General features: G+C 55.4%; 19 protein-coding genes. 4 read left to right on the forward strand and 15 right to left on the reverse strand.

Annotation, left to right across the window (positions count from 1 at the left end; all coding sequences use genetic code 11):
• Nucleotides 1-2 precede the first annotated feature (2 nt).
• Complete coding sequence (locus CBW42_RS07165; protein WP_087019182.1) at nucleotides 3-1,298, reverse strand: D-alanyl-D-alanine carboxypeptidase family protein; 1,296 nt, start codon at nucleotides 1,296-1,298, stop codon at nucleotides 3-5.
• A gap of 146 nt (nucleotides 1,299-1,444) precedes the next feature.
• Between CBW42_RS07165 and CBW42_RS07170 the strand changes: the two genes are divergently transcribed.
• From CBW42_RS07170 to CBW42_RS07185, 4 genes are all read left to right on the forward strand, one after another.
• Complete coding sequence (locus CBW42_RS07170) at nucleotides 1,445-1,711, forward strand: DUF1294 domain-containing protein (protein WP_087019184.1); 267 nt, start codon at nucleotides 1,445-1,447, stop codon at nucleotides 1,709-1,711.
• 158 nt (nucleotides 1,712-1,869) lie between these two features.
• Nucleotides 1,870-3,027, forward strand: coding sequence for a cation diffusion facilitator family transporter (locus CBW42_RS07175; protein ID WP_087019186.1), 1,158 nt, complete (start codon nucleotides 1,870-1,872; stop codon nucleotides 3,025-3,027).
• A gap of 74 nt (nucleotides 3,028-3,101) precedes the next feature.
• On the forward strand, nucleotides 3,102-4,370 hold the full coding sequence (locus tag CBW42_RS07180) for a dihydroorotase (protein ID WP_205703620.1): 1,269 nt from the start codon (nucleotides 3,102-3,104) through the stop codon (nucleotides 4,368-4,370).
• Nucleotides 4,371-4,735: 365 nt separating this feature from the next.
• Complete coding sequence (locus CBW42_RS07185) at nucleotides 4,736-6,394, forward strand: solute:sodium symporter family transporter (protein WP_087019188.1); 1,659 nt, start codon at nucleotides 4,736-4,738, stop codon at nucleotides 6,392-6,394.
• A 152-nt stretch (nucleotides 6,395-6,546) separates the two neighbouring features.
• Here the strand turns inward: CBW42_RS07185 and rlmH are convergent, their stop codons facing one another.
• The 14 genes from rlmH to CBW42_RS07255 form a co-directional block, all read right to left on the reverse strand.
• Nucleotides 6,547-7,029: a 23S rRNA (pseudouridine(1915)-N(3))-methyltransferase RlmH gene (gene rlmH / locus CBW42_RS07190; protein ID WP_087019190.1), complete on the reverse strand. Its 483-nt coding sequence runs from the start codon at nucleotides 7,027-7,029 to the stop codon at nucleotides 6,547-6,549.
• The gene (locus tag CBW42_RS07195) at nucleotides 7,011-7,817 is read right to left on the reverse strand and encodes an MBL fold metallo-hydrolase (protein WP_165761098.1); all 807 of its coding nucleotides are present in this window, start codon (nucleotides 7,815-7,817) and stop codon (nucleotides 7,011-7,013) included. Before CBW42_RS07195 ends, rlmH begins: the two co-directional genes overlap by 19 nt.
• Before the next feature lie 61 nt (nucleotides 7,818-7,878).
• Nucleotides 7,879-9,147, reverse strand: coding sequence for a UDP-N-acetylglucosamine 1-carboxyvinyltransferase (gene murA, locus CBW42_RS07200; RefSeq protein WP_087019196.1), 1,269 nt, complete (start codon nucleotides 9,145-9,147; stop codon nucleotides 7,879-7,881).
• A gap of 230 nt (nucleotides 9,148-9,377) precedes the next feature.
• Nucleotides 9,378-10,493, reverse strand: coding sequence for a hypothetical protein (locus tag CBW42_RS07205; RefSeq protein WP_087019199.1), 1,116 nt, complete (start codon nucleotides 10,491-10,493; stop codon nucleotides 9,378-9,380).
• Nucleotides 10,490-12,103, reverse strand: a complete 1,614-nt coding sequence (locus CBW42_RS07210; RefSeq protein WP_087019201.1) for a hypothetical protein — start codon at nucleotides 12,101-12,103, stop codon at nucleotides 10,490-10,492. Before CBW42_RS07210 ends, CBW42_RS07205 begins: the two co-directional genes overlap by 4 nt.
• Entirely contained in the window at nucleotides 12,100-13,110 is a 1,011-nt protein-coding gene (locus CBW42_RS07215; protein WP_087019204.1) for a hypothetical protein, read from the reverse strand. The genes CBW42_RS07210 and CBW42_RS07215 overlap by 4 nt, the downstream gene beginning before the upstream one ends.
• Nucleotides 13,111-13,159: 49 nt before the next feature.
• A complete protein-coding gene (locus tag CBW42_RS07220) occupies nucleotides 13,160-13,696 on the reverse strand; it encodes an NUDIX hydrolase (protein ID WP_087019207.1) in 537 nt (178 codons plus the stop codon).
• A gap of 312 nt (nucleotides 13,697-14,008) precedes the next feature.
• On the reverse strand, nucleotides 14,009-15,448 hold the full coding sequence (gene glgA / locus CBW42_RS07225) for a glycogen synthase GlgA (protein ID WP_087019210.1): 1,440 nt from the start codon (nucleotides 15,446-15,448) through the stop codon (nucleotides 14,009-14,011).
• 207 nt (nucleotides 15,449-15,655) lie between these two features.
• On the reverse strand, nucleotides 15,656-16,786 hold the full coding sequence (gene glgD, locus CBW42_RS07230; protein WP_087019212.1) for a glucose-1-phosphate adenylyltransferase subunit GlgD: 1,131 nt from the start codon (nucleotides 16,784-16,786) through the stop codon (nucleotides 15,656-15,658).
• Nucleotides 16,787-16,797: 11 nt separating this feature from the next.
• The gene (locus CBW42_RS07235; protein ID WP_087019215.1) at nucleotides 16,798-18,009 is read right to left on the reverse strand and encodes a glucose-1-phosphate adenylyltransferase; all 1,212 of its coding nucleotides are present in this window, start codon (nucleotides 18,007-18,009) and stop codon (nucleotides 16,798-16,800) included.
• A gap of 139 nt (nucleotides 18,010-18,148) precedes the next feature.
• Nucleotides 18,149-20,029, reverse strand: a complete 1,881-nt coding sequence (gene glgB / locus CBW42_RS07240) for a 1,4-alpha-glucan branching protein GlgB (protein ID WP_165761099.1) — start codon at nucleotides 20,027-20,029, stop codon at nucleotides 18,149-18,151.
• A gap of 201 nt (nucleotides 20,030-20,230) precedes the next feature.
• Nucleotides 20,231-21,475, reverse strand: coding sequence for a competence/damage-inducible protein A (locus tag CBW42_RS07245; protein WP_087019221.1), 1,245 nt, complete (start codon nucleotides 21,473-21,475; stop codon nucleotides 20,231-20,233).
• A 198-nt stretch (nucleotides 21,476-21,673) separates the two neighbouring features.
• Nucleotides 21,674-22,252 carry a hypothetical protein gene (locus tag CBW42_RS07250; protein ID WP_087019224.1) on the reverse strand — a complete coding sequence of 193 codons (579 nt, stop codon included), beginning with the start codon at nucleotides 22,250-22,252 and terminating at the stop codon, nucleotides 21,674-21,676.
• 13 nt (nucleotides 22,253-22,265) lie between these two features.
• Nucleotides 22,266-23,168 (reverse strand): hypothetical protein, encoded by a 903-nt coding sequence (locus CBW42_RS07255; RefSeq protein WP_087019227.1) that lies wholly within the window; start codon nucleotides 23,166-23,168, stop codon nucleotides 22,266-22,268.
• Nucleotides 23,169-23,393: the final 225 nt, after the last annotated feature.

The raw sequence follows: 23,393 nt of genomic DNA on the forward strand, positions 1-23,393 counted from the left end.
TTTTATTTTCTTCTGCGCCTGCGTATACGACGATACAGCCCGAGCAGGAACAGCAGCACAAACATGAGTGCCACAGCGCCGATGACAACAATGACGATTGTCACCGCACTGTGCACCAGGCCGGCCGTGCCGCTCTGCGTATCTGCACTGCCCTGCGCGCTGCCTGCGGAAGAACCGGCGGGCTCCGCATTTTTCAGCGGCAGCGGCACGCGCAGCAGCGGTTGTGTGCCATCCATATTGGTCACAGCAGCATATTCCTTCCGGCTGTCCTCCGCAATCGTGACGGCGAGCTGTGCGCCTGTCTCCGCAGCTTCACAGGTATATTCCAGATCGTCTGCATCCATGCCTGTCGGCAGGCGCAGTGTGAAATCAGCCAGTGCATCGGTGTCAATCTTGCAGCCTGCTTTTTTTGCGGCTTTTTTCGCCGCTTTTTTATAATCATCTACCGTCACGGTCAGCTTCTGATATGCCTGCTCCCCATAATTGAACAGCGCAGTCGTATCGGTAAAAATCCCGTTTTTTGCCGCGCAGCCCAGAACACTGACAACGAAGTCTCCCTGCTCCGACTTTCCGCAGGCAACAAAGGTATTGTGCGCGTTGGTTGTCCAGCCGGTTTTCGCCGCATACACACGCGCGTCATATGTGGGGTCATCCTTCTTTATCATATTGACCTTTGTCCAGATCTGCCAGCCGGCTGAAATGACGTTGTCCGCCGGCAGCTCATAGTACACAGTGCCGGAATACTTTGCAAATTCCGGATACTGGTTGGCGGCACGCGTGATACGCGCCATATCCTCTGCACACGAGTAATGCCCCTCGGTATCCAGTCCGTTCGGGTTGACAAAGTGCGTATGCGTACAGCCCAGCTCTGCCGCTTTTGCGTTCATCCGATCCACAAACGCCGGCACACTCCCATCGAGATAGCAGGCGAGGATATTCGCGGCGTCATTGGCGGAATACACCAGCATACAATACATCAGCTCATCAATCGTCAACTGCTCTCCCGCTTCAAAGCCGACGCGGGTGGAATCCAGCTCTACGGAATTGATTGCGCCCGCAGATGCCACAGTTGATGCATTCAAATCGCCGTTTTCCATGATGAGCAGCGCCGTCATGGTCTTTGTAATCGATGCCATCGGGCGTTCGGTCTGTGCATCCAGTTCATACAGGAGCTGACCTGTTTCCGCGTCCATCAGGCACGCAGACGGAGATTCCAGCTTCGGAGGCGCCGCCAGCGCGCTCACACTGCCGCACAGCATGAAGGCGGCGAGCAGGCACGCGATGATTTTCTTACCCATTTTTGTTTTCCCACCTTAATTTCTCATAATTTGTATTCTTTTTTCAGTGTATTGGAAAAGCATACGTTTTCACTATACACGATTCGACTCCAAATAACAACCACAGCGGCAAATTTTACCTATTTTTTCATCATCAGGAGGCTTTTATGCTGTATTTCTGGCTGATTGCCATCAATCTTGCGGGCATCGCGGTGACGGCGCATGACAAATCCGCTGCACGCCGCGGCGCATGGCGCGTATCTGAACGCACGCTGTTCGCCCTGTGTATCCTCGGTGCATGCCCCGGCGTCTATCTGACCATGCGCATCATCCATCACAAAACCCGCCACAAGCGGTTTATGCTCGGTATCCCGCTTATTTTGCTTGTACAGTGTACAATCGCAGGTATTTTGTGGTATTATAGTATTTTGTAGCCACCCGGCACATTCCAACTGATTTCCCACCCTGACTTCAGAGGGGGCAAACAGCCGGACCATCCGTCCGGCTGTTTGCTGTGCGCGGGAGCGCACCCGACATTTCTTTTGCCAAGCTTTTCTTTCTGTAAAGAAAAGCGGAAGAGGAGGTTTGTATTTTGACTAATTTACTGATCCGGCTGTTTGTTCCGCGTGCGGAGCGCGCTTCGGAACAGACCATCCGCCTGCGGTACGGCCAGCTCGCAGGCATTGTCGGCATTGCAGCCAATGTGCTGCTCTGCCTCGTCAAGCTGCTGGCAGGCATCGTGACACACAGCATTTCCGTCATGGCGGATGCCGTCAACAACCTGACGGACGCACTGTCTTCCGTCATCTCGCTCATCAGCTTCCACCTGTCCGGCAAGGAGCCTGACAAGGAACATCCCTTCGGCTATGGCCGCACAGAATACATCGCCGGGCTGTTTGTCTCCATGCTGATTATCTTCGTCGGCTTCCAGTTCATCAAAAGCTCGGCAGACCGCATCCTGCATCCGTCTGCTGTCCTGTTCTCGTGGAGCAGCATTCTGTTGCTTGTCGTGTCCATGCTCGTCAAGCTGTGGCTCGGCCTGTTTAACCGCCGCATCGGCAAAGCCATTGATTCCCCTGTACTGATGGCAGCCATGCAGGACAGCCTGAACGATGTCATCACCACCGGTGTCGTTATCCTCGGCATGATTGCATCCCGCTTTACGACGCTGCCAATAGATGGCTATGTCGGCATTGTCGTCGCCGCCTTCATCCTGTACGCGGGCTATGGCCTAGCCAAGGATGCCCTTTCCCCGCTCATCGGCGAAAAGGCTGACCCGGAGCTGGTACAGGAAATTCAGGAGCTTGTCACATCTTATGACAGCATCCTCGGTGTTCATGACCTGATTGCCCACAATTACGGTGCAGGACGCTGGTTTGCATCTGTACACGCTGAAGTGCCGTCGGACGGTGACATGATCGCCATCCATGAAACCATCGATGCCATCGAACAGCAGGCACTCAAATCGCTGCATGTATTCCTCGTCATCCATATGGACCCCATTGAAATCAACAACGAGCGCGTACAGACGGTGCGCTGCCAGACGGAACAAGTCCTGCATGACATCGATCCCTCTCTGTCCATGCATGACTTCCGCATGGTCGACGGAGAACATCAGATCAATCTGATTTTCGATGTCGTTGTCGACCGCGATTTCGTGCCGGAAGAGCTGCGCACACGCATCCGCACGGAGCTGCACGCCATCGACCCGCGTTTCAATCCGGTCATTGTATTCGACCATACCATGTGACCGTGTTTCATGGTATACTAAACCTATCATGTATTCGCTGTAACCCTGACGACTTGTAACAAGGAGGATTTGCCATGCTGCTTATTCAAAACGGAACCCTGCTCGACCCGTATACCGATACCAACGCCCCATCTGACATTCTGATCGGCGACGACGGTATCATTCACCGCATCGCGCCGCATATTGAGGCTTTTGACGGCGTACAGGTTGTCGATGCATCCGGCTGCACCGTATCGCCCGGACTGGTCGATGTCCATGTCCATTTCCGTGATCCCGGTCAGACGGAAAAGGAGGATATCCACACCGGCGCCGCCGCCGCTGCCGCAGGCGGCTATACCACCGTGGTCTGCATGGCAAATACCCTCCCGACCTGCGACAATCTGTCCACGCTGGAATATGTACAGGACAAAACCGCAAAAGAACCAATTAACGTGCTTCAGGCCTGTGCCATCACGCGCGGGCTCGGCGGCAAGGAACTGACCGACTTTGAGACGCTGCACGCCGCAGGCGCGCCCGGCTTCACGGATGACGGCGTCAATCTGACCAGCGGAAGGCTGTGCATGGAAGCCATGCAGCGCGCCAAAGCGCTCGGCGTGCCGCTGTCGTTCCATGAGGAAGACCCCGCCTTTGTCCTCTCTCCCGGCGTCAACTACGGCAGTGAAGCTGCCAGAAAATTCGGCGTACTGGGCGCCATGCGCACCTCAGAGGAAGCCATGATCGCACGCGACATTGAACTCGCATTGCAGACCGGCGCACGCGTCGCATTCCAGCACATCAGCTCCGGCCGTTCGGTCGCACTCATCCGCGAGGGCAAGGCGCGCGGCGCAGACATCCATGCGGAAGCCACACCGCACCATCTCGGCATGACCGAGGACGATGTGCTCACCTTCGGCGTCAATGCGCGCATGAACCCGCCGCTGCGCACCGAATCCGACCGTCAGGCACTGATTGCCGGACTGGTAGACGGCACAATTGACATGATCGCCACCGACCACGCGCCGCACACAGCGGAGCAGAAAAACCGCCCATTCGGGCAGTCAATGTCCGGCATCACCGGTCTGGAAACCGCCTTTTCCGTCTGCAATTCTGCACTCGTTCAGACGGGCCGTGTCACGCCGATGCAGCTGATTCGCGCAATGAGCCAGAATCCGGCACAATTCTATGGTCTGACCGGCAAGGCGGTTGCAGAGGGCAACCGTGCCGAGCTGATGATTGCCGACTGGAATGCCGAAGCCGTCTATACTCAATATAAATCAAAATCGAGCAATACGCCGTTCACCGGCCTGCCGCTGTGCGGCAAAGTTTGCGGAATTGTCTGCGGCACGTACTGTACAGTGAACTGACATTCTTTTCTTCCCAAAGCGCTGTCCGATACCGGGCGGCGCTTTTCTTTTGTCCCCGAAGCACACTTTTCTTTCCGTTTTCCAGCACCGCAGCATATCGTTTTTGCTATTTTATTGCGCGATTTTGCTGTGTGATTTTTTTCACATTTGGCGATTTCTTTACAAAGCAAATTCGCGCAATTATGTGACAACCGCAGACATTGTCCCAGCACCTGCCGATTGTTATAATAGGCACACAAGGAGGAGAGAGCGGAAGGTACGGACAGATTGCATTAAGCTATAAAAATATTATAATTTTGCAATCCATATGTTGTATCTTAAAAAAGAAACGCAAAAAGAGATAAAGAAGGAAGAGTGAGAAAATTATGCTTTGGACGTTAATCACATTCGTCGGCTTCACCATTCTGGTTGCTGTCATCTCTTACCTGAAAACTTCGGGTGATGACCAGACAACAGCTGACGGCTATTTTCTGGCAGGCCGTGGCCTTCCGGGTTTCGTAATTGCAGGATCCTTGCTGCTGACTAACCTGTCGGCAGAGCAGCTGGTCGGCACAAATGGTCAGACCTGGCTGGTCGGCATGAGCCCGATGGCGTTTGAAATCGTCGCAGCTCCGTGCTGCATCATCCTTGCGCTGTATGCGGCGCCGCGCTACCTGAAGAGCGGTATCACCACGATCCCGCAGCTGATCGGTATGCGTTTTGGACGCAGCACCAAGCTGTGGTTCAGCATCGCGTACATCATCCTGTACCTCGTTGTACAGATTCCGGTTATCCTGTATTCCGGCTCTCTTGTATTTGAAAACATCTTCGGTGTTTCCTCCCTGTTCGGCATCACCAAGTTCCAGGCTGTTGTCGTTCTCTGTATCATCATCAGCGTCGTCGGTTCGATCTATGCGATCTTCGGCGGTCTGAAGGCAGTTGCCGTATCGGATACCGTAAACGGTGTCGGTCTGTTAATCGGCGGCTTCATGATCCCGTTCTTTGCCCTGAATGCACTGGGTCATGCATCCGGCGCTGACGGCCTCGCAATTGTCGACGGCTTCAAATACCTCATGCAGAACTATCCGGACAAGCTGAATTCCATTGGTTCCGCAACCGCATCCGCACCGGAAGTTCCGTGGCCGACCGTATTCACCGGCCTGCTGTTCCTCGGACTCCAGTCCTGGTGCACCCATCAGTCGTTCATTCAGCGCGTACTCGCTGCTGAAAACCTGAAGGAAGCACAGAAGGGCGCGCTGTATTGCGCATTCCTGAAGATCATCGGCTTCATGTATCTGGCTCTGCCGGGCGTCATCGCTTACGCACTGTTCGAGCTCCAGGGCGACCAGGTAACCATGATGGACGAAGCATATCCGCAGCTGGTATCTCAGGTCATCCCGGCTCCGCTCATGGGCTTCTTCGCAGCCGTTATGTTCGGCGCAATCCTGTCCTCGTTCAACTCCGTCCTGAACTCGGTTGACACCATGTTCACCATGGATATCTACAAGGAATTCATCAACAAGGACGCTTCGGAAGAGAAGCTGGTCAAGGTCGGCAAGAACATCGGCATCGTGTTCGCTGTCTGCACCACGATTGTCGGCCCGATGGTTTACTTCTTCCCGGCTGGCCTGAAGACCTTCCTCGATTCGTTTGTCATGCTGATCGGCCTGCCGGTTCTGTCCGCTGTTTTCGGTGGTTTCTTCTTCAAGTACCTGCCGAAATATGCCGCAAAGGTCATCATGATTTTCCACATCATCGCTTACGGTTCATTCCTGCTGATCGCTCCGCATTACTCTATCTTGGGCGGTCCGGATTCCGAAATCCATTACCTGTATGCCATCCTCATCCTGTGGCCGATTGAGCTGCTCATCATGGGCATCATGAACCACCTGAACAAGAAGAAGGGTGAAACTGCCTGGGAGCAGCCGGATGTCAAGGCTGTCGACCTGACGCCGTGGAAATACCGCTGGGTTGCCGCTGCTTTCATCATTGTCTGTGTTATCGTCGTTTACGCAGCATTCTCTCCGCTGGGTCTCGGCGCATAAAGCAGATAAGTTCAACATAAATCCGAACGAAGCCGCCGAACGGCGCTTCGCTCAACTCTCTCCCACAACACTCCAAGAAACGCCCGCCGGAATCAGGAACCGGCGGGCGTTTCGCATGCATACAAAAACGTCTCCCGACCGGGAGACGTTTGTTATTTATGATATTTTCCGCCCGCAGCAATGTTGAGGGCGCGATACAGCTGTTCCAGCACCATGACGCGCGCCAGATGATGTGGGAACGTCATGGGGGACATGGACAGCCGCAGCTGTGCGGCGCGCTTGAGCGCTTCATCCAGCCCACAGGAGCCGCCGATGAGCACACTGATGTGCGAAGTACCGCTGCCCATCCAGCCGCTGAGCTTTTGGGCAAACTGCTCGCTCGACAGTTCCCCGCCCTCGATGCACATTGCGATCACCGTGCTGCCCTGCGGGATTTTCGCACGAATCGCATCTGCTTCCTTTGTCAGCGCGACATCTATCTGCGCCTGGGACGGGCGTTCCGGCAGGCGCTGTTCTGCCAGCTCGATGATCTCCAGCCTGCAATAGCCTTTCAGACGCTTCTCATATTCCGCACACGCCTCACGGTAAAATTTCTCCTTGAGCTTGCCCACACAAATCAATCGAACAGAGAGCATTGTGTATCCTCCCCTGCCGCCAGCATGAGCGGCTGCTCCATCGCGCCGCGCGGCGCGACATATAATTCACACTCCGTGCCGTCCAGCACGCGCTGGGTGCAGCGCAGGGCGGTCAGCGGGTTGTTGTTCTTGTCACTCAGATGCGCGAGCACCAGCCGCTTTGCACCCGCCTGCGCGAGCGCTGCCGCGCCGCGCGCACAGTCCTCATTGGACAGGTGGCCGTATTTGCCGCGGATGCGCTGCTTGAGGTACATCGGGTACGGCCCGGTGCGCAGCATGTCCACATCGTGGTTGGATTCCAGCACGACGGTATCACAGCCGGAAATCGTGCTGCGGATGTGATCCGGCAGAAAGCCGACATCGGTCACATATCCCAGCCGGTGTCCGCCGCCGTCGATGCGATACGCGACCGGCTCCGCCGCGTCATGCGGGATGGGCATGGAACGCACCTGCAGCCCGTCTATCTCGAACTGTTCGCCGCCCGCAAAGGTGTGCAGGTTTTTCTCTGCCTGCGGCAGCTTTTGCAGGATGGCAGCTGCGGTGCCAAAGGTCGCATAGACCGGCAAATCATATTTTTTTGTAAATGTCGCCAGTCCCTTGATATGGTCGGTGTGCTCGTGCGTCAGCAGCACGGCGGACAAATCCTCAATCTCCATGTCGATGTCATGCAGCGCCTTTCCCAGCGCACGAACAGACACGCCCAGATCGATGAGTACCGACGTATCGCCCGCCTGCCATACCGCACAGTTGCCGGATGAACCGGATGCAACAGAATAATAAAAGCTCATAGTCTTCCCTCGATAAAAAAGGGAACTGCACATGCAGTCCCCTCTGGTGAATCGTGTGTTATCAATCCTCGACGCGCTCAATCTCGCCGCCGATGCCGCGCAGCTTGCCGACCAGGTCTTCATAGCCGCGCTCGACATAACCGATCTGTGAAACCGTCGTCGTGCCGTGTGCCGCAAGACCTGCGATGACCATCGCCGCGCCTGCGCGCAGGTCATGCGCAACAACATCCGTACCGTTCAGGTCGGGCACGCCGTCGATGACTGCCGTCTCCTTGAACACATTGATGTGCGCGCCCATCTTAATCATTTCCTCCGTATAACGGAAGCGGTTTGCCCACACGCCCTCGGTGACATGGCTCGAACCGTCCGCCAGACACATGACTGCCGCCATCTGCGGCTGCATGTCGGTCGGAAAGCCCGGATACGGCAGGGTCTTGAGATTGGTATGGCGCAGCGGACCCGTGCGTCTGACGCGGACAGAATCGTCATACATATCGATTTTCACGCCCATGTCTTCCAGCTTGCTGCTGATGCATTCCAGATGCTTCGGGATGACATTCTTAATGAGCACATCGCCGCCGCACGCCGCAACAGCCGCCATATATGTACCCGCCTCAATCTGATCCGGGATGATGGAATACGTGCCGCCATGCAGGCGCTCAACGCCATTTACAATAATTTTATCCGTGCCGGCGCCCTTGATATCCGCACCCATCTGGTTGAGGAAGTTCGCCAGATCGACAATATGCGGCTCCTTGGCGACATTTTCCATGACAGTCTGTCCCTTGGCAAAGACTGCCGCCAGCATGACGTTCATCGTTGCGCCGACGGTGACAACATCGAAATAAATATGATTTCCGACCAGACCTTCCGGCGCAATGGCAGAAATAAAGCCCTCGCTCTCCACACGGACAAAGCTGTTGAGCTTTTCAAAGCCCTTGACATGCTGGTCAACCGGGCGAATTCCGCCAAAGTTGCAGCCGCCCGGCATCGCCACACGGGCGCGGCCATAGCGTCCCAGCTCCGCGCCGATGAAATAATACGACGCGCGCAGCTTGGTCATATGCTCAAAGGTCTCCTCGCTTTCGAGGTTGACACCAGTGTTTTCCGTGCGGAAGGTGGTCGCATCGAGCTGCTCGATGTTGACGCCCATCTTTTCCAGAATCTCGAATTGCAGCATGACATCTACAATATTCGGTACATTTTCAATGATACACGGTCCATCGACCATCAGCGCTGCGGGCACAATCGCAACCGCCGCATTTTTCGCGCCGCTGATGGTGACCTCGCCTTCCAGCGGGTGACCTCCGTGGATGATATATTTCTCCAACGAAACCTTCTCCTTAAATACAAATACACATCAGGCTGAACGGTCGTTTCCAGCACTTCTCTGCTGCAAAACGGGTAAACCCGTCCAATATACATGTTTATTATGTTATCACAACTGTGCGCAGAACGCAAACGATTTTTCCCGGTCGGCGGATTTTCGCCCTTGCCGCCAGTTTTCCAGTCCTAGGCAAATGTGATTTGGTACGGATGCACAAACCCTGACACATAAAATCACTCCCGTTCATCCCAGGAAATATCCAAATCGCTGTCGGCGTCCGCACCGGTGCCGACCGTTTCGGTGGTTTCGGGAAGCGAGTCCGTTCCGGTTGCGCCGGTATCCGTACTTTGCTGTCCATCGTCGATAATTCCGTCGTCATAATCGACGTCATCCCAATTGACCGGCTCTGTGGTGTCCGTGCTGCCCGCGTCAATGTCCGCCGATGCGACGACGTCGCCTGTCAGGATATTGAGCACATAATCGCCGTTTTCCGTCGAAAACCGCCAGCACGGAACGGTTGTAAACCGCCCGCCGCTCTTGTCTGACAGCACATAAACCGGCTGTGCGCTGATGATCTGGGCAAACGATATATCTGACCCGAGCAGCTGGAACAGCGCCTGCTCCGCCGAATAGGTCTCAAGTGCGCGCACATTCATGCGCTGCGGGTCTCCGGTGCACCAGATCCCGGTGAGTGTCAGCTCATTGCCCGGCTCCAGCACCGCCGTCAACCCGCAGCCGAGCAGCTGTGTGCCCTCCAGCTCCTGCCGGATGGTGATCGAATAGCCGTTGTTACCGGAGCCTTCCCCGAGCGGTGTGCTCTCCATCCATTTTTCCGGAACGTCAATGCCCGCCTTCGCGAGCACGCGGCGCAGCAGCTTCTGTGCCTGTTCCGCGCTGGCGGGCTCCGGCTCACTGTACAGCCCGACCTGCGCGTCCAGTTCTCCCGACGACGCCCAGCTGACCGAACCGTTTTCGCCTGTCCACACCATGGTGTTGCCCTTTTCCGCACCGGAGGTGACCGTTCCGGTCAGCAGTGCGCGCGCCAGCGCCTCCTGTACTGCGCTGTCCGCATGCATCGTGTATACCTCCGGACAGTCATCCAGCACATGGTACACACTGGAGCCGCACAGGATGCCGCGTTCCGCGAGCATCGCGTCCATATGCGTGCGCGTCCGGTGCGACAGATATGCATCATAGCCCTTCACGCAGCCCAGCACCGCCAGCAGCACCACATTGCACACCAGCAGGATGGCGATACACGTCGTTCGGACGCGGCTCCATACGGGCACCCGTGTCTGCTCCTGTCTTCGTTTGAGGCGGTTCATCTTCGACAGATGGAACTGTTTCATGCTGCACCGCCTCCCTGAATCATGCGGTCAAAATCCGCTTGTACCACAACGATTTCCTCCGGTGAGAGGGTCGGCCCGAAATCAGGCAGATCATCCGCGTCGCCATAACGCAGCACATACCACTGCGGCGACACAGGCGTGCCTGTCGTATCATACCATGCCGTTCCCAGCCCGTCACCGGTCTGGTCGCCCGCAGGCACATCGTTCCAGCCGTCCTCACCGGCCGGGGTATCCTGCCAGCCGTCCGTCTGTTCGTCCTCTGCATTCCAGAGATCATCTGTTGCATCGTCGTACAGCTGCTCCCATGAGCTGTTGGTACCGACCGCCTGGTCGATATACCGCAGGCTGAGCACGGCGTCCTGCGCGGACGACAGGGATGCTGCCGCCTGCCTTTCCGGCATAACTGCAACCGTTTCCCCGGTCGACTGACAGGTGCGCAGCGCAAGATTTGCGTGCACCATCGCGTCGCCTTCAAATTCATAGCGCGCAAAATAGCCCGTGATGGCATTGTCCACCGGAACACCGCCGATCTGCATGCCATAGACCACGATATATCGTCCGGAATCCGGGTCAGTGTACGCCTTAATCAAGGCAGGCGACGCGCCGCAGTCAATCGCTTCCAACGCCGCGCCGGTCAGTTCATAGCCGGTCTGTATGCACTGCATCAGGCGGTCATGCCCGCGCGTGACGGGCAGGCGCACACCCGTGCCGTCATACCGCATCGAACCATCCTCCGCCATGCGCACCGTACTGCCGCCGGAGACATAAACCATCACGCCATCCGTGCCGTAGGCGTGTTCGAGCGCAACCTGTGCGTCCAACCCGAACGCCGTCAGCAGCTCCTCCATGCCGTCTCCGCCGCTGTACGGCTGGAACGACATAACATCAAAGGTCTCACCGCCCGGGAAATACAGCAGATCGGGAGAAACCACGGAGTCTTCCTGATCGGCTGCGAGCGCGCAGTCATTCGACTCGAACCGGCCGAGTGCCGCGGCAAACAGGCTGTCATCAACCGTTGTCTGTGCACACAGCAGCGTGCCGCTTTCGCTGTCGCGCAGCCAGAGTGTGTATCCATCCTCACCGAGGCAAAGCGCCGCTGTGCCCAGCGTACTGTCCGCCAGTGCGCCATTTACTTCACTGCCGAGCCATCCCGCCGCAATGTGCAGCGGGATGCTCCCGTTGTATTCCATCATCAGCAGCTGTCCGTGCAGCGCAGCGCGATACTGTGCGGAAGCCGCTATGACCGGCTCTCCCGCGTGTTCATACGCCTGCGCCCACACATCCGCTGTCTGTTCATATGCCGTTTTCAGGCCCTCTGTGTTGTACTGAATTCCATATAGGCCGTCTGTTCCGCGCGCGGCAAAGCGTACCGGCAGCGCACAGGCGCTGTTGTCGGTATCCCGTCCGCTGTGTGCGGAGGTGGACAGCCGCGTGCGCAGGCTGTCCCATGGGATGCTGTCGCGCGTCAGCACACAGGCCCACAGCGCACCTGCCTGCACCAGCACGCCCGTCGCGAGCAGCACCAGCACGATGCGCTGTAATCCCACATGATGCGCGTGCAGTGCACCGCGCATGCGGCGCACTGCGTTCCGAAGTCCGCGCCGGATCATAGGGCACGCTCCCTGTCTACCGGGCGCAGCACAGCTGCAAACGTGCCGTCACCCAGCGCGGTAAAGACGACATCCAGACGGCGTCCGGCGCGCGTAAACTGCCCATGCACCATGCTCTGGGTTTCATCCGGCATAGGCACGCCCGGAAAGGCGTCCGCAAACGCCAGCCCGTTTTTCGTGTCCATTGTCACGCCAAGCAGATGCTCCGCCACGGTGTTGATCTCTGTAATGATCCCGTCCTCTGCTGTAAATCTCAGATATCCCTCGCGCAGATACGGCATAACGGCATCCAGCATATCGACCGTTTCCGCCTTCCTGCGGCGCTTTGACGAGCCGGACTGGTACAGTGCCAACGCCATTGCTTCCCAGTCGCCCGCAGGCCGGCTGCTGTCGTTTGCATGCTCCCGAATCCCGCGTGCCGTCTCTACCGCAGACGCGGCAAAGGCGCCCGCCAGCGTATGGCTGAGCACCAGACAGGCAACCAGACTGAGAACACACGCCGCGAGCAGCAGCAGCAGGATATTCCAAAGCAGCGTGCGCATGCTGCTGCCGTCGTCCATAATATCCACAACGAGCATGACATCACCGTTTATCGGGATGGCAATATCCATGCGCGACGCGAGCAGCGGGATGGACTGCCCCACCTCGCCGTTCATCGCCGCAACGATGTTATCCGTCACAGCGGCATTTTCCTGCGAGCCGCCAATCCAATCGCCTGTTTCAGCATCCCAGACACTGTATTCGCGTCCCGCGCCGATGCGCAGCACACCGGCATTCGCGTCTATCGCCTGTCCCACGGCTGCCGCGGCGCTCTCGGCAGAGCCGGTTGCCGCCGCATTCATTTCCGTCAGCACATCGGTGGTAAACACCTCTGCGATCTCGTGCGAAAACTGTGCAGCACTGTACCGCACCACCCCCAAAAGCAGGCAGACGGAGACAATCACCAGCGCGGCGGCGACGGTCAGCAGCATACTGCCTGTCAATTTTCTTTTCAGCGTTTTCCGCATTCCGTTCTCCTTTCGCAGGGCTGCACTTCCCCGGTGCCGCCCCGCCGGGTCAGAGACCCATAATCAGTGCTTTGCCGATTGCCGCGACCGTCTTTGCGTCATGGATTTCGCCCGACGCAATGCGCTGGCACAGCTCATCGAACGGCATGCGCACAATTTCGACAAACTCATCGTCATCCGGGTGAGTTTCGCCCTGCGTCAGATCCTTTGCGCAGTACAGGTGCAGGCGCTCGGTCATAAAGCCGGGGGACGGCCAAAGCTCACCCATCGGGATCATCTGTCCTGCACGCAGGCCGGTTTCCTCCGCCAGCTCCCGGCGGCCGCATTCCAGTGCTTCCTCCGGGCCCTGATCCATCTTGCCCGCCGGGATTTCCAGCGTTGTAGTTTCATACGGATAGCGGTATTGCCGTACCAGCGTTACGATGCGGTTTTCATCAATCGGCAGGATGCCGACACCGCCGACATGTTCACATACCTCGCGCTTGCACGGCTTGCCATTTGGCAGCAGTGCATCATCGACGCGGACAGACATAATTTTTCCGTGAAATTTATAATCGCTCTTCACTTTCTTTTCTGTAAAATCCATGAGAAACTCCTTTCGTTGAAAGGCGGCCAAAAATCGCCGCACGCACGGATATATTTCATTCCTTTTTAGTATAAAATCAACCGTGCGCTTTGTCAAACCGGATTGTGTGATTTCCGGTGCCCGCGCAGACTTTTTGCAGATACAGCCCACATCCTTTGACTGTGTCCGGATGCAAAAACAGGGTTCGGCGCATGCCGAACCCTGTCGATTGTGAAATTGTACACCCTGCTGATTTTCGCCCTCGCTGTGCGCGGGAGCGCACCACATGGGTTTTCTTTTGTTTCCTTTTCTTTTTCCCAAAAGAAAAGGAAATTACCAGTTCTTTACGGTATCTTCGTAGACATTCATATAATCCTGTGCGGAATGATCCCAGCTGAAGTCCGAAGTCATGCCCTTGACCTGCATTGCCTTCCATGCTTCCTTGTTATGGCGGAACAAGTAGCAGGCCTTTCCGATGACACCCAGCATCTCATGCGCGTTGTAATTGGTGAACGAGAAGCCGGTGCCCTCGCCGGTGTACTGATTATACGGCTTGACCGTGTCCTTCAGACCGCCGGTCTCACGCACAAGCGGCAGCGTGCCATAGCGCATTGCAATCATCTGCGCCAAGCCACACGGCTCGAACAGCGACGGCATCAGGAACAGATCACAGCCCGCGTAAATCTTGTTCGCCAGATCTGCGGAGAACATAATATTCGTGGAAATCTTGTCCGGGTACTGCCACTTGGCATTGATAAACATCTGCTCATATTCGTAATCGCCGGTTCCCAATACAATCATGCGGACATCCTGCTCCAGAATATCAGACAGTACGCACTGTACCAGATCGAGACCCTTCTGGCTGGTCAGACGGCCAACCATACCGATGACAACGGTATCGTCATCCGCCTGCAAGCCGCACATTTCAAGCAGCTGTCTGCGGTTGACCTTCTTGTCCTCCAGCGTATCGACCGTATAATTCTTGAACAGATGCGGGTCGGTCTCCGGATTGAACGAATCGGTATCAATGCCGTTGACAATGCCGCATACCTTGCCCTGATTCCAGCGCAGGACTGCGTCCAGATGGAACCCATAGAACGGAGTCTGAATTTCGCCCGCATAGGTCGAGGAAACCGTGGTGACACGGTCTGCACAGACAATGGCTGCCTTCATCAGGTTGACGTCACCGTCCTGCTGCATGAAGCCGTTGTCAAAGTGATAATCGTCGATGCCCAGAACATAGGACAGAATCTCACGGCCATACTGTCCCTGGAATTGGATGTTGTGGATGGTGAACACCGTTTTGATGCCCTCATACCACGGACGATAATTGTAATTCAGGTTATAATAAACCGGTACCAGCGCGGACTGCCAGTCGTTGCAGTTGATGACATCCGGACGGAAATTGATGGCTGGCAGCATCTCGAGCACTGCACGGGAGAAGAACGCAAAGCGCTCTGCATCGTCATACTCGCCGTATACCTGATTGCGTGCAAAATAATATTCATTGTCGAGGAAATAGTACTTAACACCGTCCGCCTCATAGACAAAAATGCCGCAGTACTGGTTGCGCCAGGCGAGCTGCACATACATGCTCTTGACAAACGTCATCTTGCTGCGCCAGTCATGGCTGATCTTGCTGTACAACGGGCAAACAACCGCAACCTCTGCACCCTTCGCAGCGAGTGCCTTCGGCAGGGAGCCTGCGACATCGCCCAAACCGCCGGTCTTGATAAACGGCGCGCATTCACTGCTGACATATAAAACCTTCATTGGGAACCCCTCCATACTTTTTTCCGCTGCGGACTGCGCGCCGGGGCGGAAAAGATGCTCTGAATCCATGGCAGATCGGGAACCGCATTGCCGGGTCTCCGATTCCGCCTAAAAGAAAACCGGGAGAGCGAATTGCAGGCAATCCGTCCTCCCGGCTGATTCCGGATTTATGATTCGTCCTTGAATCGTTTCGGAATATAATATCTCTTATACAATCGTGTTCTTTGCGATAGCAATCGGATAGGTTGCATGACCCATCATCTTGCGATCCTCACGGATGGTAACGCCCTTGTCGGTGACGACATAGGACAGCTCAACACCTTCGGAGATAACGCCGCTCTGCATGATGATGGAATCCTTGACAACTGCGCCCTTGGCAATCTTGCAGCCACGGAAGATAATGGAATTTTCAACCGTGCCCTCAATGCGGGAGCCGTCAGCAATCAGGCTGTCGCTGACAACGGCATCTTCACCGTAATAGGTCGGTGCGGAATCGTGAATCTTGGTCAGGATCGGACGGCTCTTCAGGAAGACCTGATCGCGGATATCCTTGTCCAGCATGTCCATCGAAGCGGAGAAGTAGCTCTTGACGTCTTCAATCTTCGCAACATACTTGTCGAATACATAGCCCTGAATCGCATCGCCGCGATTGAATACATGCTGCATCGCATCGCGCTCGAAGGAGGTCAGGTTATGGGTGACACAATCGGACAGCAGATTGATGAGGTACTTGCGCTTCATGATATAGATGCCCAGACCCTTGTACTTGCACTTGCCGCCCATGTTGTCGCCGTTGCGGATGTCGTTGACCTCATGGCGGGGCGAAAGGTTGACAAACATATCCAGCGGGCCGCCCTCGGAGTCCTTGGTGCAGACGATGGTCATGTCAGCGCCGGTCTTCTTGTGCTCGCGCATTGCCTCATCCAGCGGGATGTTTGCAACGATGTCGGCATTCGAGATGACAACATGCTCGCACTTGCTCTTCTGAAGCATGTCGCTGATGGAGCCGAGTGCCTCCAGAGAGGTGTGATAGTTCTCGGTTACCAGCGGGGAAGACTTCGGTGCGAATGCATTCGGCGGGAACAGCATCATGCCGCCGCGCTTGCGGGACAGATCCCAATCCTTGCCGGAGCCCAGATGATCCATCAGGGACTGATACTTATCTCTCATGACAACGCCGACGTTGTAGCAGCCGGAGTTGACAAAGTTGGACAGCATAAAATCTACGACACGATAGCGGCCGCCGAACGGAACCGATGCCACCGGGCGGTGCTCCGTCAGCTCGCGCAGATCGTTGTTGTTATCAAAACCAATGATAATACCAAGTGTGTTTTTCATTTATTTCCACCTCATTCTACGTCCGGAATATTTTCCGCGATCATCTGCTTCGCCGCAACGACAGCCTTCTTGCCGACGACGGTCTTGGAAGCGATAACCGCAACGCCCCACTGGTCTGCCTCGACTTCGCTCGGAGCGTTGCCGACCGTGGCGCCTGCGCAGATATGAGCGTCCTCTGCTACAATGGAATACTTGACAGTTGCACCCTTTTCAACCGTTGCGCCCGGCATAATGATGGAATACTCGATGTTCGCGCCTTCCTCAACCGTGACGTTCGGGAACAGGACAGAATTGTTGACATGGCCTTCTACCTCACAGCCCTCGCTGACGAGCGAATGCTTGACGTCTGCATTGCGGCCGGTGAAGTGCGGAGGAGCACCGGTGGTACGGCCGTAAATGCGCCAGTTCTCGTCGTCGAGGTTCAGGCCGGAATCTGGCGACAGCAGATCCATATTTGCCTCCCACAGAGACTCGATGGTTCCGACATCCTTCCAGTAGCCGTCGAAGCGGTAGGTCTGGAGGTTTTCACCGCGCGCCAGCATAGCCGGGATGATGTTCTTGCCGAAATCGTTGGAAGATTCCGGATTGTTCTCGTCCTCGATGAGGTACTTGCGCAGCTTGGACCAGGTAAAGATGTAGATACCCATGGATGCGAGGGTGCTCTTCGGCTGAGCCGGCTTTTCCTCGAATTCATAGATCGAACCGTCCGGGTTGCAGTTCATGATGCCGAAGCGCTTTGCTTCCTCCAGCGTGACATTGAGAACTGCGATGGTAGCCGCCGCATTCTTTTCCTTGTGCTGGTCGAGCATCTTGTCATAGTCCATCTTATAGATATGGTCGCCGGACAGGATCAGGACATATTCCGGATCATATTCATCGATAAAGCTGATGTTCTGATAGATCGCGTTTGCAGTACCCTTGTACCACTCCGAGCCCTTGCCGCCCTCATACGGAGGCAGGGCATAGACGCCGCCATTCAGGCGGTCAAGATCCCAAGTCTGGCCGTTTGCCAGATACACGTTCAGGACATGCGGCTCATACTGCGTCAGAACACCGACGGTGTCGATGCCGGAATTGACACAGTTGGACAGCGGGAAGTCGATGATACGGTATTTGCCGCCAAACGGCACTGCCGGCTTCGCTACGTCCTGGGTCAGTACATACAATCTGCTGCCACGGCCGCCGGCCAGCAGCATTGCAACGCATTCTTTTTTCCTAGACATTCTTTCTGCTCCAATCTTTCGTTAGATTAAGGAAAGGCTCCCCTCTCCAAACTAAACTTATTTCTCTTGACTTCTCTTGTGTATTCACTTGTGTATGAAAACAATGTCCCTGTGGACAATGCCTTCTGAAAAAAATAGGTTATCCGGACACAGGTTCAAAGAACTGCACGCTGTGTGCCGGAATCGGTATGGTCAGACGGTGTTTTCCGTCTGCGGACTGCGCGGTGCGCCGCACGCCGCCGGTTCGACCGTCGCCGCCGTAGCACACGCATTCAGAGGAAAAGACTTCCTCCCATGCGCCCGGCGCATCCATTCGGAGCGAATAGCCGGAAATGCGCTGTCCGGTGAAATTGACCACTGCCAGAAGCTGCTCTCCCGCCGGGCCGCAGCGCGCAAAGGCGAGCAGTCCGGGCCGAACATCGCCCCGGTCGAGCCAGTGGAAGGCATCGGTGCTTCCGTTCCACTCCCACAGCGCGGGACTGCTTTTGTAGAACAGATTGAGCCCCCGCACATATTCGCGCATCTGCCGGTGTGTCTCATAATCCAGCAGCATCCAGTCCAGCCCGTGGTGGCATGCCCACTCGGTAAACTGTGCGAATTCGCCGCCCATAAACAGCAGCTTTTCGCCCGGATGTGCCATCACAAAGCCGTACAGCGTGCGCAGGCGCGCGAACTTTTCGTTGTATCCGCCGGGCATGCGTGCCAGCAGTGAGCCGTCGCCATGTGACACCGCATCGTGCGACAGCGGCAGAACGTAATGCTCTCCCATGCTGTTCATCAGCGAGACGGTCAGCCAGTCGGAGAACGCCTCCTCGTCATCAGGCAGTCCCTCGGTGTGCTCCAGCAGCTGACGCACCCAGTCGTCATGCCACATGCGCGCGAAGCCCAGACCGCCGAGCGTGGTCGGCTTGGTGACCGAAGGCCACAGGCCGGTGCTGCTCGCAATCAGCATCGCGTGCGGATACTGCTCCTTTACGCTGTCGGTCAGCGTGCGCAGGAATGCCGCGCCCTCAAGGTTGACATTTTCGCCGTACCGGTTGGCTGTCCACTGTCCGTCCCCGCGCTCGTAGTCGAGGAACAGCATCGGCTGTACCGAGCTGACGCGCAGGCCGTCCGCATGGAATTCGGAGAGCCAGAACATGGCGGACGACAGCAAAAACGATACGACCTCGCCCCGGCTGAAATCAAACCGCCGCATACCGAACGGCATCTCGTCATCCGGCGGGGCGCATTCATAGCACGGCGCGCCGTCAAAGCACAGCAGGCCGTGTGCATCGCCCGGGAATCCCGCCGCCGTCCAGTCGAGAATGACGCCGAGACCTGCCTGATGGCACCGGTCGATGAAGTACATCAGGTCGTGCGGCGTGCCGTACCGGCTGGTTGCCGCGAACCATCCAAGTGCCTGATAGCCCCAGGAACCGTCAAACGGGTGTTCCATCAGCGGCAGCAGCTCGAGATGGGTATATCCCATGTCACAGACATATGGAATGAGCCTGTCCGCCATTTCCCGATAGGAATAAAACGAACTGTCCTCCCGCACCTGCCACGAACCGAAATGCACCTCATAGATGTTCATGGGCGCGCTGTCAGGCCTTTTCCGCCGCATCCACTCGCGGTCGTGCCATTCGTAGCCCTTTAGGTCGTACACCTTGGAGGCGGTGTGCGGCCGGGTCTCCGCATGGAACGCAAACGGGTCGGACTTGTCAAACACCTGACCCTCCGGCGTGCGGATGCTGTATTTGTAACTTTCAAACCGGCTTGCTTCTGGCAGGAAGCATGTCCAGACGGACGGGTCTTCCTCCGTCCGCGTCATGGGCGCGAGATCGCGCAGCCATCCGTTTCCCTCACAGATGACAGACACGTCGGCGGCATGCGGCGCCCACAGGCGGAAGACCGTACCCTCACAGTCCCCGCGCTTTTCAATATGTGCGCCAAACCAATCCCAGGCGCGGAACTCTGTCCCGTCGTGAAAACGTCGCAGATGCTCTCTGTCGGAAGGCGCAAGGCGTTCCTTCTCCATCGGCGTCATCTCCTCTCCCCCAGAAAACCGGCTGAACATGAGAAATACCGAAAAAGCCACTGCTTTTTCGGGAATTTTTGTTTTATCCGTACACAGAGCACGAACAACTTTTCTCATTTGTAGGAATATTATACAACATCCGTCCGAACAAGTCCAGAAAAAATGTTGATTTTTACACGAATTTCACGAAGCCAATTTTCCTCAGCCATTCGCTCCCTTTTTCGCTGCCCGCAGGATCATGTCAAGTGCATGGTTTGCGGCGTCGCGGCGCGCATTTTCCCTGCCGCGCGGAGAGCAAATGGTGCGCACCTGCGCTTTTCCCTGGAAACATATACCAATATGAATGGTTCCAACCGGTGTGCCATCCTCACCGCCGTCCGGCCCGGCATAGCCTGTAATGCCGATGCCGATATCCGTGCCATACACCTGCGCGATGCCGCGCGCCATTTCCTCCGCCGTCTGCACAGACACTGCCGTATATCTGTCCAGTGTTTCTTTGCTGACACCGAGGATTTTCCTCTTGATCTCATTGCAGTACGTGCAGGCGCCGCCCTTGTAAAATTTCGATGCACCCGCAACATCGGTGATGCGTTTGGACAGCAGACCCCCTGTGCAGCTCTCTGCGACAGAAAGGGTCAGTCCGCGTGCGGTCAGCTCTCTGGCCGCCGCCTGCTCCAGACTGCCCACATCAACGCCATATACCACATCGCCGAGCCGGTCGCACACCTGCTGTACGGCCGGGGCAAGCAGCTGTTCTGCTTTTTCGGCAGATTCTGCCTTTGCCGTCACGCGCACCAGACATTCGCCGTCCTTCGCATAGGGAGCAAGTGTCGGATTGCGTCCCGCCTCCATCAGGTCGTGCAGCTGATCCTCCATCTGCGACTCACCCATGCCAAAAATATGGATGTTGTGTGACACAATCACACCGCCCGCCAATCTGGCCAGATATGCCATGCCTGCCGTGCGGAACATCGGTGTACACTCGCGCGGAGGGCCGGGCAGCATCAGCACATGTACCCCGTCCGCCTCAAACGCGCAGCCCGGTGCCGTGCCCCAGTCGTTCGGCAATACGGTGCAGCCCGCGGGCAGCATGGCCTGCTTGATGTTGTTCGGCGTCATCTCACGCCCGATGCGGTCAAAAAACGCCGTGATGCGGCGCAATGACGGCTGGTGCAGCACGAGCTCTTTCCCAAATGCATCCGCAATGGTCTCGCGCGTCAGATCATCCAGCGTCGGCCCCAGACCGCCTGTCGTGATAATGAGGTCAGACCTCTCCCGCGCGATATCCAGCACGGCGCGCAGGCGCTCCGGGTTATCCCCGACCACCGTCTGGTAATAGACATCAATCCCCAGCTCATCCAAGCCCAGCGAAATGACCTGTGCGTCCGTGTTCACAATATCGCCCAGCAGAATCTCAGTTCCCACGGCAATGATTTCCGCTTTCATTCCAAACATTCCCTCCTATCGGCAAACAAAACATCTGCGGCGCACGGCATGATTGTACCGCCCCTGCGCCGCGTGTCCTGTCGATTTATGCGTTTTCCTATCGTTTTCAAATAATTGCTATATTTTTATCTTAGCACAGCGCTTCTGCAAGCACAAGAAAAAGCGTGCACATGGCTTTCCCATATGCACGCTCTGCTATTATTTCTGTTTTTGTCTCCTGCGGTACAGCAGCCATATCCCGATGCAGAACACCCATAGGCATACAAGCTGTACTATCCGCGCAGTCCAGCCGTGATTCCGCGCCACGATGGTATTGGTATCCGAAGCGACGGTATACCGATAATGCCGGGCAAAGGTCGACCCGGTGTATCCTATCCCACCCTCCGGGTACACATCCATGTGCAGCTCCCGGTCTTCAATCGATCGGTATGCCAGCTGGTACTTGCCGGTAAACGCCTGTCTGTGCAATGCGCGACGCGAAATAAGTGCTTCCCCATCTTGTTTCGCGGTGACCTCTACCAATGCTGCATCCTCCTCCAATAGGACGACACGGCAGGTGATTTCCTCCGCCTGCTCTCCGACAAAAGTCTCTTCGCCGTCACGCATGCATTCTGTCAAAAAAGCCGGAACCCCGCGCTCAATTTCATCTGCGTCAAAGGCGGCAAGATTGTTCTGTGACCATAGAACATCAACCAGCACAGACACAATGGCGAGCAGGAAACCGATGCATCCCAGCTGCACGACAAATGGCTGTAGGCGTTTTGTTCGATGCTTCATTATCCTCTTCCAATTACCAAACTACGCTAAACGACGAATCAACCCAAAAATCCTGATAAAACCAAGAGGCAACAGAGTTATCCTTTCGGGAGATAAATTCTGGATAATAATTTGCATAAACCGTTTGCCCGCTCTTCCAAACTCCATTCTTTTTAATTTTACCATAATAAGTCTCTCCGCCATGTGTATCGCTCCTGCCATCTGTTGTCTTGGCTGTAACATTATATTCATAACAAGTGCCATTGATAGAAGTTACAAACGCTGACGAAGTCACAGTTCCAACAATATTTCCAGCAACCGCTACTGCTATAGCTTTTGCCATTGTTACTCCTATCCCATAAGAAAAACCTGCGCAAATCGCAGAAAAAATAACTGTCCACGCAGTTCCTGCCCCTTTGTTTACGTCAAAAGAACCAGAAGTCGTACCTACCAAACTAGATGTAAATGAAAGAGTCCGATAAACAGTTCCACTTGTACCTGTCGTTTTATACCGAACGCTTCCCAGCGAACCTTTCTTCGGTGTATATCCTGCACGAGCGCTGCCTGTTACTGCATTACTCGGAATGATAATATCAGAAATTTTATAGATTTCCCTCATTTCTGACTCAGAATCCAAACTGCAATTCTCTTCGTCATTCTGTTCATCTGTTACAAATTTTTCGTAGAGCATTTCATCTTCGCCCATCTGAATGGTTACTCTATCGTAAAGATTACCGTTCACATATGATGACAGCATAAATATTCCATCATCCGTTCGTTCTTCCACATATTCTATATTATCTACACAAAAACTTTGGACAATATCATCAGAGTTTTTGCCTACAATTTCCTCCTTTCCGTCAATAGCTAATGCAGGAGCATACATTGTCATACTAATCGCTCCACAAAGAACAAACGATAAAAATTTTTTCAACATAATCCTCACCTCTCGTTCAATTAAATGTTTGCATGTCTTCCATTTTTAAATATAGTTTCACCTCCATTTATCATAATAAGTCTCTATGATTTATTCATTGTTAATTGTGTTCTCAATTATAACACGGTCATGAACATCTATCAACATGAAATATATACAATTTTGAAAAATATTTTTCTCACAAGTAAACTGTCCATTTTCTACAACTTTCGGACATATAACATT

It is taken from the genome of Butyricicoccus porcorum (assembly GCF_002157465.1).
GTDB classification, from domain to species: Bacteria; Bacillota; Clostridia; order Oscillospirales; family Butyricicoccaceae; genus Butyricicoccus_A; species Butyricicoccus_A porcorum.